The organism is Niastella soli (assembly GCF_017742245.1).
GTDB classification, from domain to species: Bacteria; Bacteroidota; Bacteroidia; order Chitinophagales; family Chitinophagaceae; genus Niastella; species Niastella soli.
In genome coordinates, this window is record NZ_JAGHKO010000010.1 from 421,319 (window position 1) to 435,076 (window position 13,758).

The window sequence follows — 13,758 nt, forward strand, 5'->3', positions numbered from 1 at the left end:
TCCCTGTTAGGTCCCTGTGAGGTCATAAAAAGACCATAAATTAGCCCTTCCCTTTCCCACCATGGGACCACAATGTCTTTACAAGCTGGAAAGCTTCATAATATCCTGATTATGAGCTTGGTATTTGCTGCATTCTTCCTTATCTTCAGTAAATGACTGCCACCGACCTCACTAAAAACAACAGCAACCGCAGCACCGAGATCATTGCGGGGATCTCCTCCTTTCTGGCCACCTCCTATATTATTGTAGTGAACCCTTCGGTGCTCAGTCAGGCAGGGATGCCCTTTAGCGGTGTGCTTACGGCTACTGTACTGGTGTCGTTTTTCAGTAGCCTGATGATGGGTTGGTATGCCAAAAACCCGGTACTGGTAGCGCCAGGCATGGGGCTTAATGCCTTTTTTACTTTCTCGGCGGTAATAGGGATGAAGGTCCCCTGGCAGGTAGCTTTAGGCGCGGTGTTTTGGAGTGGGGTTCTATTTTTATTGCTTTCCGCTTTTAATGTCCGCACTTATATTGTACGCGCCATACCCCGGCCATTGCGTTATGCCATTGCCGCAGGCATTGGTCTATTTATAACGCTTATTGGATTTGTAAATGCCGGATTCATTGTACACAATCCCGCTACTATTGTAGGTATTGGGAAATTGCATCCGGCCCTGCTTACTTTTCTCGCGGGGCTATTATTCACCGCCATCCTGGTAACGCGACAGGTAAAAGGCGCTATTTTGATTGGAATTGTTTTCACCACATTGGCCGCGTTCCCATTGGGCCGTTGGTGGGCAATGGGTACACCACCCCTCATTTCCTGGAAAGGACTTTTTGCTGCGCCAGACTTTAGTTTACTGTTGAAACTTGACCTTATTCATTCGCTGCAATGGTCGGTTGTGCCGGTGATCTTTGCTTTTGTATTTACCGATATGTTCGACAGCCTTTCCACCCTCGTGGGTTTATCCGAAGCAGCCAACCTGTTAGATGAAAATGGCGAACCCCGCAACATAAAACGCGCATTGGTAACTGATGCCATGGCCACTACCATTGCAGGACTGGTGGGCAGCAGTCCGGGCACCGCTTATATTGAATCTGCCGTTGGGATAAAAGAAGGAGGGAGAACCGGGCTTACCGCCATTACCGGCGCGTTGTTATTCCTGCCTTTTCTATTTTTAGCCCCTTTACTATCGGTTGTGCCGGCTATTGCCACCGCGCCCGCATTGGTGTTAGTAGGGGTGTTTATGGTGCAACCGGTTACAAAAATAAACTGGACACATTTAGATGAAGCCATACCTGCCTTTCTCGCTATGGTCATCATCCCCTTCTCCTACAGTATAACGCAAGGCATCATTTGGGGTTTTCTTAGCTGGACTGCCATTAAACTTATTATGGGAAAGACACAGGATTTAAGTGTTGCGTTGTTGGTGATTGATGCGTTTGCAATACTGGCATTGGTCCTAGAATAGCTTACTGTGTTACATTACAACCCACCTCACAAGCTACTTAAAAAACAATAGTCCATTATTTTGGTGGACTTATAAAAAAACAGTAAACTTGTACTGTCAAATAACACCTATTTACATAACCGGAACCCTAACCCGGTAAGCTGCTTTTGTCAGCACGAAATATTTTATAATGTATATAGCAGGGCATATCAATTTTGGTTGTTGTTGTAACAACTGCTGCTGATCTCCACGATTGCTGCATCTTTCTTGCTATTCGACACTTTCTGACAGCTACCACCTTTCGTAGAACATTTTTCAAAACCATAAACTATTAACCATGACCACAACAGATGTAATTATTCTTTCAAAAAAGATTGCCGTTGGCATCCTCATCTTTCTTATACCACTAACAATTATTGCCGGCGGTCTCTGGCTCGCTAACACTTTTCTCATTAATCGATAACCAAACTATTATACAATGAAACCAACTTACACGTTATCACAAAAAATAACCCGCGATGGGTTGATCAGCATATTAATATATGCACTACCCATTGTATTGATGTTCCTTACCTTTTATGCAATCGGCTCCCGCCCCTGGGAACAACATGGTACGGCCGTATTGCCATTTAAAGCGCCACACTTCCTGGAAGCAATATTTAAAAACCTCACCACCTGGGGACTACCCGTAATTATGATCATACTGGGCATTGTTGAGTTTGCGGCAGGACTATATGAAAACAAATGGACAAAGAATGAACGCATACTGGACATCGTGTGTTTCATTGCGCCCAAATTGGTCATCCGTCCGCTCATTGCTTATTTTGGCTTGAAGGTGCTGCCCATCCTATTACCCGGTAGTAAAGATGCATTTGCCTGGATCCCTTTTTGGTGGGGCTTTTTTATTATTGCCATAGCAGATGACCTAACTCAATACTGGTATCATCGCCTGCATCACCAGTTGCCGTTCTTGTGGCGATTCCATCGTACGCACCATTCTGCGCCTTATATGGGTATGGCAATGGCAAGCCGGCAAAACGTGATCTATACCATTTTCTTTTCGCAGATCTATTTAACCACGTCCCTCACCTATTTAGGACTCGGTTACTCCGCCCTGTTTGTAACAGGAATAAAGTCGTTGATCACTACAGGTGCGCATTCCAGCATTCCCTGGGATAAACCTTTCTATACCATCAAATGGTTAAAGCCAGTTGGTTGGGTGCTGGAACGACTTATCTCTACTCCGGCTACCCACCATGCGCATCATGCCGATAGCAATGATGATGGCATTGGTCATTACAAAGGGAATTTTGGCAACATGTTCTTTTTGTGGGATGTGATCTTTAAAACCGGGATCATCACGCGTCAGTATCCCCAATCATACGGATTGAAACATTATAAACAGGAAGAATGGTATGCGCAATTCCTATGGCCATTTTTTAAATCGAAGAAAGAAGGGAGTGAATTGGCGGCTAATGGACCAGCCGTTGGTGACGAACTTCCTGAAAGCATAGCACCGAATATTCTTGGTTCTCCCCTTAAAGTATAAAGTCCGTTTCTCGTTTCTAAGTTCCGTTGTGACCGTCCCCTCCCCTGCCTGTTTAGCAAAGTTCAGGTGGGGGTCTTTGGGCGGTTCCAGATGGTGAGTAGTGAGTGGGCTCGCGTTTATTTAGATTAATAACTATCTTGCGTCTCCAAAAATCAATTGCCGATTGCATCTTTATTCTTCCAGTTGAAATACTTTAAACTTACTTATTTCCTGATGCGATTTAGTGCTACGGAAGCCAAAATAACCTTCTTCTAAAGGCTCAGGGTCATTATACGAGAAATAACATTGCCCATCTACCCAATACGAAATGTTCCCATTCTTTACTACAATTGCAATGTGATAAATTTTATTGGCTTGTAATAAATGGACTGAATCAGAATACTCCTGCAACAGTTTTCTTTCTCCATTGCCTTTATATTTCCTGAACCGGGTTGTGCGGTTCGTATTACCACCCATACCCACATAGTACATTTGCAACGAATCGTATGACTCCAGGATCCCATTACGGGTAAACAGCTTTTCATTCCGCGGGTCTTTAGCCATCCAGAAATTGTTGAGATCAGATAAGCGGTCATTTACCCCCCCGGCTACCACTACTTCCCGGTCATACTCAATTCGAATGTTCTTTTTCAGCAATTCATTTAACCAAACTGTTACGCCACCTTTGGTATTTAACACCAACTTCCCGTTTTGTGTATGCACAGATGAATTTTCTTCTGGGGCCATCTCTACGAACCAGCGGTGGACGTCGATTGGATTTGAGAAATTATCTGAATATAACAAGGTGCCGCCCGTTAGTAAACTGATAGTTGCTTGTTGTGGCTGTTGCGCAATTGTTATTGTTGTTAAAAAGACAAACAAGCCAATAAATGTAATGGCCAGGGATATATTTCTTTTTTTCATAACACAGCAAGCGTTTGATAGTTAATTTCTACAAGAAAATTAGCTTACTATACGAAAACGCCATCCTGTACTACCCTGAGATTATTGAGCAATATTTATTAGTATTTAATGGCTTAATGCTTTGACTATATTGTATATCCTACTAAATTTGTAGGGTATTAAGATCATTAACAATTGTAAGCTCTTTGTTATTATATCCCCAAAGTAACATCCTGGCACGCTTTTTTAATAATAGTGGCCATTAAACAAAACAGCGTAATTCAAACAAATTGGATTAGCTTTTCATGGTAATTATTAATAATATCATAATCACCTATTAACAATCTGGGATCAAATAATTCATTTATTTCAAACCTTTAAATAGTCTATATGAACACATTCACTGCCCGCGTTGAATTACATAGTGCGAACCCGAATGATTACACAAAGTTGTATACAGAAATGCAAAATGAATCGCTTGTGGCAGCAGGGCCAAAAGCAGAAAGTGGTAACATAGAATTTAAATGCAAGGATAGATCATCGATCAATGAAGTAATAGATGCGGTGGTGCGTGCTGCTTCTAAAACAGGTAAGAAATTTTCTTTTACTGTAATGAAAGATAAAAACCTGGATAAACTGGAAAGCAGAATGCGTTATCATTTGCAACATTAATAATAGTAAGAAGGGATGTCTTTCAAAACAAGAGCATCCCTTTTCTATATTGCAATTTCTGATTTTGAGATTTCGGAATTTTGAGATTTGTGAAAATTCGAAATTGTCGACAAATCTCAAAATCTAGAAATCCCGCAATCCCAAAATTTCTTACTTCAACGCTTCTGCCTGGATAACAGCTACATAATCACTCGATCCGCCGATCATCCTGCACACCTGTCTGATCCTGTCCAGCAGCAGTCCTCTTACTTCCAGTAACTGGATATAATATTTATGTGTTTGTACCTGGTTATTGAGTATTGTATTATACCCTTTCTTATTCAACAGATCGTTCATTTCCTTGGTTAGCAGTCTAAGTTTTTTAACGAATACAGGAGCTGCTTGTTGATATACCCTGACCATTTTCGCTGCCTGTACACCATAATTCTCTTCGTTTTTCCTGATAGAGTCAATGGTCCAGGACGTTGCCCGGTTGTAATCGTCAATATAATTAAAGAAAACATGGATCTGCTCTTCCTGTTTCTTTTTCAATTCCAGGTCCTCCGCTTTAACCATTTTGCCAAAATCATATATCCTGCTTTCCCGGTCACTGCGGCCAGACAAATAGGATAATAATCCGCTTTGGTGTTTCGACAAATCAGTCAATTCATTGATCTGCGCGTCCAGCACGGCTTCATATTGCTGATAAGGCGTACGCTTTCCCTTGGGATAAGACTGCTGATAAGCATCACTGGCGCTGGCAGCTATCGGCGGCAACTGATCTACGTATTTTAAAATATCAAAAGGAGTTGACTGGCTTTCTGCGGTATACGCCAATAACATCATCCAGATGATCAATGGTAATTTGTACATACAGGCATTTTTAAATAGTGATAAATCACCACAAACTTATTATAGGGAGACCCGCTGATAAACAGTATCCTTTATAAACTGAGAAAATGAGGGTATGAATTGAAGTTTACGAAAAGGTTTTCGTGACTATATAAAGGAGGTTTTGACAGAAAGTAAAAAATTGGGTTTATATTGTTTGCGTAACCAATTGGATAACCAGTTACTAACTATGTTTAAACAAATACGAATACCCAGGGCCAGCAACTTTATCGTGTTGATCCTGGTAATCATGCTGCCTGTAACGATTGCCGCCCAGTTAAATACCAAAGCTTCTTACGAATTAATAAAACGGGTTATACCCAACTACGCGGCTTCATTTATTGTAGAAGACATTCCGGCCGAAAACGGTAAAGATATCTTCGAAGTGGAAAGTCGTGGTAAAAACATTGTGCTTCGTGGGAATAATGGTACTTCCATCGCGTCTGCCCTATACCATTACCTTACTGACTATTGTCATTGTCAGATAACCTGGAATGGTACCAACCTGCAGTTCCCCTCCTCCCTGCCTGTGGTGAAAGAAAAAGTACATAAGGCTACTCCCTATACCTATCGCTATTATCTTAATTATTGCACGTTCAATTACAGTATGAGCTGGTGGAACTGGGACCGCTGGCAAAAGGAAATTGATTGGATGGCCCTGCATGGCATCAATATGCCGCTGGCCATTACCGGCGAAGAATATACCTGGTATGAAGTGTATAAAGAGATGGGGTTTACTGATGAGGACCTGAAAAACTTTTTTTGTGGCCCGGCCTACTTTGGCTGGTTCTGGATGGGCAACCTGGATGCCTGGGGTGGTCCGCTGCCCCTAAGCTGGATGAAAAGTCATAAAGTATTGCAGGAAAAAATATTGCAACGGGAACGGGAACTGGGTATGAAACCAGTATTACCTGCCTTTACCGGACATGTGCCATCCGCATTCAAAAAGAAATATCCCAATGCCAAACTAAAAGCCACCAACTGGACGAATGGTTTTTCAGATACTTATATCCTGGATTCAGAAGATCCGTTGTTTGCAGAAATTGGAAAACGCTTTCTTCAAAAACAAACAACCCTGTTTGGTACCGATCACCTGTATTCCGCAGACACTTTCAATGAAAATGAACCACCGTCTGATGATCCAGCCTTTCTTTCAGCATTGAGCGCCCGTATATATGAAGGAATGAAACAGGCCGATACGGCCGCTACCTGGGTTATGCAGGGCTGGTTGTTCTATAGCGATCGAAAATTCTGGAAAGCCCCGCAAATTGAAGCCCTGTTAAAAGCAGTCCCAGACAATAAAATGATCCTGCTTGACCTTGCTGCGGAAATAGAACCGGTTTGGAAACGCACTGATGCCTTTTACGGGAAACCCTGGATATGGAATATGTTGCACAATTTTGGCGGCAATGTAAACCTGTTTGGCCGGATGAACGGCGTAGCAGCCGGACCTGCGCAGGCATTGAACGACAATACATCGGGTAAGTTATGGGGCATTGGGTTAACCATGGAAGCCATAGAACAAAACCCGGTGATGTATGAACTGATGACCCAACATACCTGGCAAACAACCCCCATTGAACTGAACACCTGGATACCACAATATGTCCTGAATCGCTATAGAACAGCAAACAAAGACCTGGTGAATGCCTGGCAAATATTAAGGCAAACCGTGTACAATGGCGCCGTGATACGCGATGGGGCCGAATCGATCATTACCGGCAGGCCTACGTTTGATTCTACCACGGTTTGGACACGCACCAAACTCAATTACGCACCCAATGATCTGTTGCCCGCCTGGGACCTGTTTATACAGTCCGCAGCAAAAGGTGTTAACAGTGATGGCTTTCAATATGACCTGGTGGATGTTACCCGGCAAGTGCTTGCCAATTATGCCGCCCCGTTACAAAAGAAATGGGTGGCTGCGTTTAACGAAAAGGACAGCCTTGCTTTTAATAAATACAGTCTTGCCTTTTTACAATTGATCAGCGATATGGATCAATTGCTGGCTACCCGAAAAGATTTTATGCTGGGGCCCTGGTTAGCTGCTGCACGTAGCAATGGTACTACCCCAGGTGAAAAGGCTTTGTATGAACAAAATGCCCGTGATCTGATCACCCTTTGGGGTGATGCCAACAGTCCGCTTCACGAGTACTCAAACCGGCAATGGAGCGGCTTATTGAATGATTTTTACAAACCACGCTGGCAACAATTTTTTACATTATTGCACCAATCATTACGTACCGGTTCAGCACCCGATCTGAAACAATTTGAGGAAAGCATTCGTAAATGGGAATGGAAATGGGTAAATACGCAAAACGCATATCCGGCGATGCCTACAGGCAATAGTTTACAAGTGGCGCAGATGTTATATAAGAAGTATAGAGGGAAGTTGACCAGTTGATAGGGGTGATAGAGAAAGTTGGTTAATGAGTTGCAATGGTGAATTGTGAATGGTGAGTTGTGAGTGGGTTCTCGAAAATAAGAGATTTCTGAAAATTATGTTGAGCCGTAGGCGAAATAGCGGTTTTCCCCTTTGCCTATTGCCAACTGCCTTGTATTCTTTCACGTTTCACAGCCTGTCCCGACTTATCGGGATTTCCCGATTAAGCGAGACTCAAACTTAATGAGCCTATTGCCTATTGCCGATTCACTGCTCCTTATTTAAAAGTATACACCACTCCGGGAAGCACCTTGCCAAACTGATAGCTTGGCGCAAAAGAAATAGTGCCTTTCTTTTTAGCGGCAGCCTGTTCTGATTTCAGTTTGGCATACCGGTGATAGTTGTTCACTACCTGACGCCCTATAAGGTGCCCCAGGATCCCGCCAATGAGCACGTCAGAGGCCCAGTGTTTATTTTCTGTAATACGGCTTAAACCAATGACAGAGGCGGCACCGTAAGCAAGAAACTTAATCGCAGGCCGGTCGCTGTATTCCATGGCATATACGGTTGCGGCAGCAAAAGCCAGCGTAGTATGTCCCGATGGAAATGAAGTATAGGAGTAACTGTTAGGTTTGTTCCCATTGGCATCTTTCTTAAATTGATAAAATGGTCCATGCCACAGCGTTTTATTTGAATTAATTTCAGGATCATAATAATAGGGTCGTTGCCGCCCCGACAAAAACTTGAGCGCTTCAAAGATCACTGCCGAGGAAATATAAGCCTGCGTAGCCAGCAAGGTGGTAGTCTTTATCTTTTCATTCTTAAAAAGAAAACCATAGGTACCCAGGGCAGCCAGCGTATACACTTCATAAGGACCACCAAAACGCGTAACATATTTACTGGTATTCACTAATGCAGGACTTTCTTTACGCCATTCAACAGCTCTACGGCTAATGGGCTTATCTAAAGCCAACACGCCCGCGGTAATACCTACTACCGCAGCTGCTCTAAACCAGTCCCGCGGTTTGGCATGAAAGGGCGCCGTAACCTGTTGCTTGATGTCATCGCCCAGTAATGTAAAATAAACAGGGAAGGTGATCTTTGTTTTTTGATTGTAGAACTCCCGCCTGATACTGTCTTTATTACTTCTCTTTAACTCAGGTGGCAGTTTGTTTAAACTATCAAGTTTTTTTGGTATTGTATCATTCTGTGCCAATGCTGTAAAGGGTAATAGCATTAGTAAGAAAATACCATATCGTAGCTTGTGTCCCATGTTGAAAGACATTTTTATCTACCCACGTCAAATATGTATGCAGTGTTCTGGCCAATACATTAAAATATTATGCCATCCAACTTACTTGTTGTTTTCTTAATTTAATTGATTAAATCTGAAGAAATTTTGAAGTGCAACTATGGGGGCTATTTAGCACCCCAGTTCCAACGTAGTGAGCAATTTATTACGCGGCCATCGATCGGTGCCCATAAAGGTTTAAACGTTGGATCTGATATTGAGCCTGTATATAATGTTTCGTGTCTGCTTTGCCGGTAATCGAGCAGGTTTTCACAATTCGCTACCAGACTGATCTTTTTACCCAGCTTTCTTTCCACCATGAGGGCCGTAAACAAATAATCAGGTGTTTTGGAATCGCCATCACGGTATTGAGTACCTGTATAAGAGCCTTCCAGTCCAAACCGCCAGGTGCCTTCTATTTCATAAACCAATACAAACGCCATGCGGTTACGGGGCGTGAGGGGCATAAACTGGTTATCTTTTAAATATTTTCTTTCGGCAATGGTGTAGGTATAGCCCGCATACAATTCCCATGCACCCAGTTTTAATTGCGCATAAGTATCGAAACCACGGGTGAGTATATGGCTGCCGGCGTTATTAAACGTTACCGGCCCTGCAGCTTCCTCCGTTGCAATAACAGGATTATTGATCTGCGTTAAAAAGAAAGCATGATTGATGAACAAAGTACTTTCATTGCTCAATTCCGTTTTGAAATTCACCTCCGCATTATACCCTATAGATTTTTCCGCCTGTATACCAGCGGGCAATGGTTGTATCTCCTGAATAGGATAATCAACTGTTTGTACAGCCAGCGGATTGGGCGCTTTATAACCAAAGCCAACCCCTAGCCGGGTAGCCCACTGTTCATTGAACCGATGAAACAAAGCGATCCGGGGCAAAACAAAGTTGCCATAGTTATTGTGATGATCGGTCCTGATGCCCGCTTCCAGGGTTGTGTTCACCGGTAAATTAAAGGTACCCTGTGCAAAAGCACCAACCGTATTATTATCGAAATTGGTTAACAACACGGGATCGGAAGGCAATACCTTAAACCGGTCGCCGGTTGCATTTACGCCAGCAACAAAACTATATTTCTCTCTGGGGATTAAGATGGATGCTTCAGTAAAATAATTCAACTGGTTCCCTTTGAAATGATGCACGTTGGTGTTGATCTCCCGGTCAAATGAAGTCACACTGGCTTTCAGCTCCAGCCTGTTACCATTCCCTATTGTACGATCAACCAGTAGATCACCGGTATGTCTGTCGGTTTTATTCTTTTCAAAAAACTGGTGTACGGCATCCTTGTTTCCTTTTATTACCTGCATATCGCCACCATTACGGGTTTCAAAAGTACCAGTATACCCCAGTGCAATGGTTGTTTTACTATCCGGATATATAAAGAACCGGGGATGCAGCACCACCGCATCCGTTTTAGGAACGTCGGAAAATGAATCATCATTTACATCAACAGCACCCTGATGCGTTACGCCCCCAAAGAAATTATAGCCAACTTTTTTGTTCCGCTTTGCCACATACGCATTGAAGTTACTTTCTTTTAAAGTGCTTTGGTTAAGCGTAAACATGCCTTCCTGTTCATAACCGGGTCGTTTAGAGATGAGATTGATAAGACCGCCGATGGCACCACCGCCATATAAGGTAGAGGCTGAACCTTTGATCAGCTCCACCTGTTTCAGATCGAGAGGCGGTATTTGCATAATGCCAAAGCCGCCACTGAAACCATCAAACAATGGCATCCCATCGCGTAATATTTGTGTATAGCGGCCATCCAACCCCTGGATGCGTACATTTGAATTGCCAGACACCGCTGAGGATTGCTGAATTTGTATCCCGCTTACATCGCCCAGTATACTGGCAATATTGCCTGGCTTTATAGCGTTCTCTTCGTTCATTTCTTCCTTTCCCAAGACTTCCACTTTCAGCGGTGAATTCTCTATACGCTGGTTATTACGGGTACTGGCCAGTACCGTTACCTCTTCCATTTCTTTATGAACAGCTGTTAATAACACTTCATGCCAACCGGTATCGGGCAATGTAACGGTGAGGGTAAATGGCTCATAGCCTATGGAAGAAAATTGAATGGTATGCTTACCGGCAGACAGCTCACTTATTACAGCCTGGCCGCTGTCGTTGGTAACAACTCCTCTGCCGCCTGTTGGCGTTACAGACACACCAGGTAAAGCTTGTGTAGTTGACCTACTCCTGACAGTTACACGGAAGATATCCTGGGCAGAAACAGAAAAAGTGTAGAACAAACATGCAATAAGCAACATCCAGATTTTCATGCGCTGGTTTTTGACGATACGAATAATAACGGATGCAACTTATTGGCTGAATCTGTGAGCAATTTGAAGCCTTAGAAAGTAATAGAAAAAATATGTAATCCCTGCTGGTAATCATATTGTAAGGTAAACCCTGTAACCGTACAGACCTGTTTAACTATAGAAAGCCCCAGTCCATTTCCATCTGCCTTTGTATCGGGATGGCGGTAAAAACGCTGACTGATCTTATCTTTTTCCAGGGCAGGTAATAACGAGGTGTTGGAAACGATCATTTGTTGGGGGGTAAGCGCTATTTTAATTATCCCATCTTCCTTGTTATACCGGATGGCATTGCTCAACAGGTTATTTACGATCACTTCGGCAAGGTGAGGATTACAGGAAATTTGTACGGGCTCCAGATATCCCTGGTAGCGTAACTTTTTCGAAGCCAGCAGCTCTGCCAGTTCGGTTGTCTTTTGTTGAATTATTTTATCCAGCTCTATTTTCTGCTGTCTTGGGAATTGATTATTTTCTATTCGCGCCAGTAATAACAGGTCGTGGTTCAGGCGGGTTAACCGGTTTACAGACTGGCAAATGGTTTGAATTGATTTATCATGCTGTTGCAAAACATATTCGTCCTGCATTAAAGCTTCGGTATTCGTTCTGATCACCGCAAGCGGGGTTTGCATTTCGTGGGCCGCATTGGCACTGAATTCTTTTACAACCAGATAATCCTGTTGCGCCCGGTCGGTCATTTTGGTCAGTTGTTGGTTCAACAGATCAAATTCGCTAACACCACTAACAGACAATTGCAAGGCCTGTTGTTTGGCCAGCTGGTATTGTTCTACTTCTGCTACAGTTTTGTAAAAAGGTTTCCATAAGCGTTTAATCACCATTCGGTTTATGACATAACCAGCCAGCAAGATCAGGGCTATCATCCCGGCGCCAACAATGATAACCATTTGTAACAGGTCTTCCGTTTCTACCTGCGATTTGGTTACTGTTACGCGGTAATTTTTACCGGCTACAGTAATACCAAAAACCAATTTGCGCATCCATTCCATTTCAATGCCGTCCCCTTCCCTGGTTTTATCACTGTAATAATTTGTTCCGGAAACCGGCTCATGGGTAACCACGTAGGTGATCTGCTGGTTATACGCATTCACCACCTCTGGCAGTTTATTATGCATTTGTACATAGGAGACTATTTCCGTTTGTTCAGTATGCAGGGATTCATCCAGCTGCTTAAGCAATACGGCACGCAATACAAAATAGAAAACAACACTCCCTACCACAAATACAATAATGGAAGCGGCAATATTGATACGGTTATATTGGGTGAACAGTTTCATTTCAGAGAGAATTTATACCCCATCCCATAAATACTGCGGATATAATCTCCTGCACCATGCTGTAATAGTTTTTTGCGCAGGTTCTTTACATGGGTGTAAATAAAATCAAGATTTTCGGCGAGGTCAGCATCATCGCCCCACAGGTGGCTGGCAATGGCGTCTTTGGAAAGCACCCGGTTCCTGTTCACCAAAAAGTACAACAGCAATTCATATTCCTTACGGGTGAGGTTTATTTCCGTATCCTGCACTTTCACCGTTTTTGCCTGTACATCGATCTGCAGCTCTTCAAACCGGATAATATTATTCCCCTGCAGGTTCTTGCGGCGAATGATGGCCGCAATGCGGGCGCTTAATTCGGGTAAGTGGAATGGCTTGGTAAGGTAATCATCTGCGCCCAGTTGCAATCCGGTCAATTTATCGTCCAGCTCATTGCGCGCTGAAATAATGATCACCCCCTCGCTTTTTTGATTGTCCTTTAACTGGCGTAACAACTCCAGCCCACTGCCACCAGGCAGCATAATGTCCAGTACAATACAGTCGTATTGGTAGATCTCTGTTTTTTCCAATGCATCGTGAAAGTTACTGACAGACTCACACAAATACTGCTGGTGATGCAGATAATCTACCATAGCCTTGTTCAACGATGGTTCATCCTCAATGATCAGGACTTTCATATTGGTTCTTTATGCAAAGTAATATACCAAAACTGAAGAAATTCGGGCAAATCTATTTCAGACTTCAAAATTCCTACAAATTCAGGCGTTTCTTTTACCCTTTTACGCCGTTATGATTTCTAAAACCCGGTATTCTGTACTATTCCACTTCATACTGTTCTTCCTGATAATATCCTTTATTACAAGAACTGTTTTATTAGCATGGTCTTTTCACAAAGCCGACCCAGGTATTATTTCCTGCTTACGTATTTATGGCCAGGGACTTATCTTTGATACCATAGTGGCGCTTTGTTTTAGCGTCGTGTATTCTATATATTTATTGATACTGCCCCAGCGGTGGAACTCCTCTTTGGTTAACAGGGTGTTAACCTGC

Annotated in this window: 10 protein-coding genes; 4 read left to right on the forward strand and 6 right to left on the reverse strand. The window is 43.1% G+C overall.

Features of this window, described 5'->3' with window-relative positions:
* Positions 1-152: 152 nt before the first annotated feature.
* Together J7I42_RS25985 and J7I42_RS25990 are read left to right on the forward strand one after the other, a co-directional pair.
* Positions 153-1,454 carry an NCS2 family permease gene (locus J7I42_RS25985; protein ID WP_209141805.1) on the forward strand — a complete coding sequence of 434 codons (1,302 nt, stop codon included), beginning with the start codon at positions 153-155 and terminating at the stop codon, positions 1,452-1,454.
* 457 nt (positions 1,455-1,911) lie between these two features.
* Positions 1,912-2,982, forward strand: a complete 1,071-nt coding sequence (locus J7I42_RS25990) for a sterol desaturase family protein (protein WP_209141806.1) — start codon at positions 1,912-1,914, stop codon at positions 2,980-2,982.
* Positions 2,983-3,153: 171 nt separating this feature from the next.
* Here the strand turns inward: J7I42_RS25990 and J7I42_RS25995 are convergent, their stop codons facing one another.
* Complete coding sequence (locus tag J7I42_RS25995; protein ID WP_209141807.1) at positions 3,154-3,885, reverse strand: DUF6250 domain-containing protein; 732 nt, start codon at positions 3,883-3,885, stop codon at positions 3,154-3,156.
* A 369-nt stretch (positions 3,886-4,254) separates the two neighbouring features.
* Here J7I42_RS25995 and J7I42_RS26000 point away from each other — a divergent pair, with 369 nt between their 5' ends.
* A complete protein-coding gene (locus J7I42_RS26000; protein WP_209141808.1) occupies positions 4,255-4,536 on the forward strand; it encodes a hypothetical protein in 282 nt (93 codons plus the stop codon).
* Positions 4,537-4,686: 150 nt separating this feature from the next.
* Here J7I42_RS26000 and J7I42_RS26005 read toward each other — a convergent pair whose 3' ends face one another.
* Positions 4,687-5,388: a hypothetical protein gene (locus tag J7I42_RS26005; protein WP_209141809.1), complete on the reverse strand. Its 702-nt coding sequence runs from the start codon at positions 5,386-5,388 to the stop codon at positions 4,687-4,689.
* A gap of 208 nt (positions 5,389-5,596) precedes the next feature.
* Here J7I42_RS26005 and J7I42_RS26010 point away from each other — a divergent pair, with 208 nt between their 5' ends.
* A complete protein-coding gene (locus J7I42_RS26010) occupies positions 5,597-7,810 on the forward strand; it encodes an alpha-N-acetylglucosaminidase (RefSeq protein ID WP_209141810.1) in 2,214 nt (737 codons plus the stop codon).
* 256 nt (positions 7,811-8,066) lie between these two features.
* On the opposite strand, the gene J7I42_RS26015 is transcribed toward J7I42_RS26010, so the two are convergent.
* The 4 genes from J7I42_RS26015 to J7I42_RS26030 all read right to left on the reverse strand — a co-directional run bounded on the left by J7I42_RS26015 (position 8,067) and on the right by J7I42_RS26030 (position 13,385).
* Positions 8,067-9,062: a phosphatase PAP2 family protein gene (locus J7I42_RS26015; RefSeq protein WP_209141811.1), complete on the reverse strand. Its 996-nt coding sequence runs from the start codon at positions 9,060-9,062 to the stop codon at positions 8,067-8,069.
* A gap of 146 nt (positions 9,063-9,208) precedes the next feature.
* A complete protein-coding gene (locus J7I42_RS26020) occupies positions 9,209-11,383 on the reverse strand; it encodes a TonB-dependent receptor (RefSeq protein ID WP_209141812.1) in 2,175 nt (724 codons plus the stop codon).
* A 71-nt stretch (positions 11,384-11,454) separates the two neighbouring features.
* Positions 11,455-12,711 carry a sensor histidine kinase gene (locus J7I42_RS26025; protein WP_209141813.1) on the reverse strand — a complete coding sequence of 419 codons (1,257 nt, stop codon included), beginning with the start codon at positions 12,709-12,711 and terminating at the stop codon, positions 11,455-11,457.
* Positions 12,708-13,385: a response regulator transcription factor gene (locus tag J7I42_RS26030; RefSeq protein ID WP_209141814.1), complete on the reverse strand. Its 678-nt coding sequence runs from the start codon at positions 13,383-13,385 to the stop codon at positions 12,708-12,710. Before J7I42_RS26030 ends, J7I42_RS26025 begins: the two co-directional genes overlap by 4 nt.
* Between the last annotated feature and the right edge of the window lie 373 nt (positions 13,386-13,758).

What these genes read in the sequence shown, in the direction of transcription:
- J7I42_RS26025 (WP_209141813.1), bottom strand. Translation starts at nt 12,711, where the DNA reads ATGAAACTGTTCACCCAATATAACCGTATCAATATTGCCGCTTCCATT.
- J7I42_RS25995 (WP_209141807.1), bottom strand. Translation starts at nt 3,885, where the DNA reads ATGAAAAAAAGAAATATATCCCTGGCCATTACATTTATTGGCTTGTTT.
- J7I42_RS26000 (WP_209141808.1), top strand. Translation starts at nt 4,255, where the DNA reads ATGAACACATTCACTGCCCGCGTTGAATTACATAGTGCGAACCCGAAT.
- J7I42_RS26005 (WP_209141809.1), bottom strand. Translation starts at nt 5,388, where the DNA reads ATGTACAAATTACCATTGATCATCTGGATGATGTTATTGGCGTATACC.
- J7I42_RS25990 (WP_209141806.1), top strand. Translation starts at nt 1,912, where the DNA reads ATGAAACCAACTTACACGTTATCACAAAAAATAACCCGCGATGGGTTG.
- J7I42_RS26030 (WP_209141814.1), bottom strand. Translation starts at nt 13,385, where the DNA reads ATGAAAGTCCTGATCATTGAGGATGAACCATCGTTGAACAAGGCTATG.
- J7I42_RS25985 (WP_209141805.1), top strand. Translation starts at nt 153, where the DNA reads ATGACTGCCACCGACCTCACTAAAAACAACAGCAACCGCAGCACCGAG.
- J7I42_RS26020 (WP_209141812.1), bottom strand. Translation starts at nt 11,383, where the DNA reads ATGAAAATCTGGATGTTGCTTATTGCATGTTTGTTCTACACTTTTTCT.
- J7I42_RS26010 (WP_209141810.1), top strand. Translation starts at nt 5,597, where the DNA reads ATGTTTAAACAAATACGAATACCCAGGGCCAGCAACTTTATCGTGTTG.
- J7I42_RS26015 (WP_209141811.1), bottom strand. Translation starts at nt 9,062, where the DNA reads ATGGGACACAAGCTACGATATGGTATTTTCTTACTAATGCTATTACCC.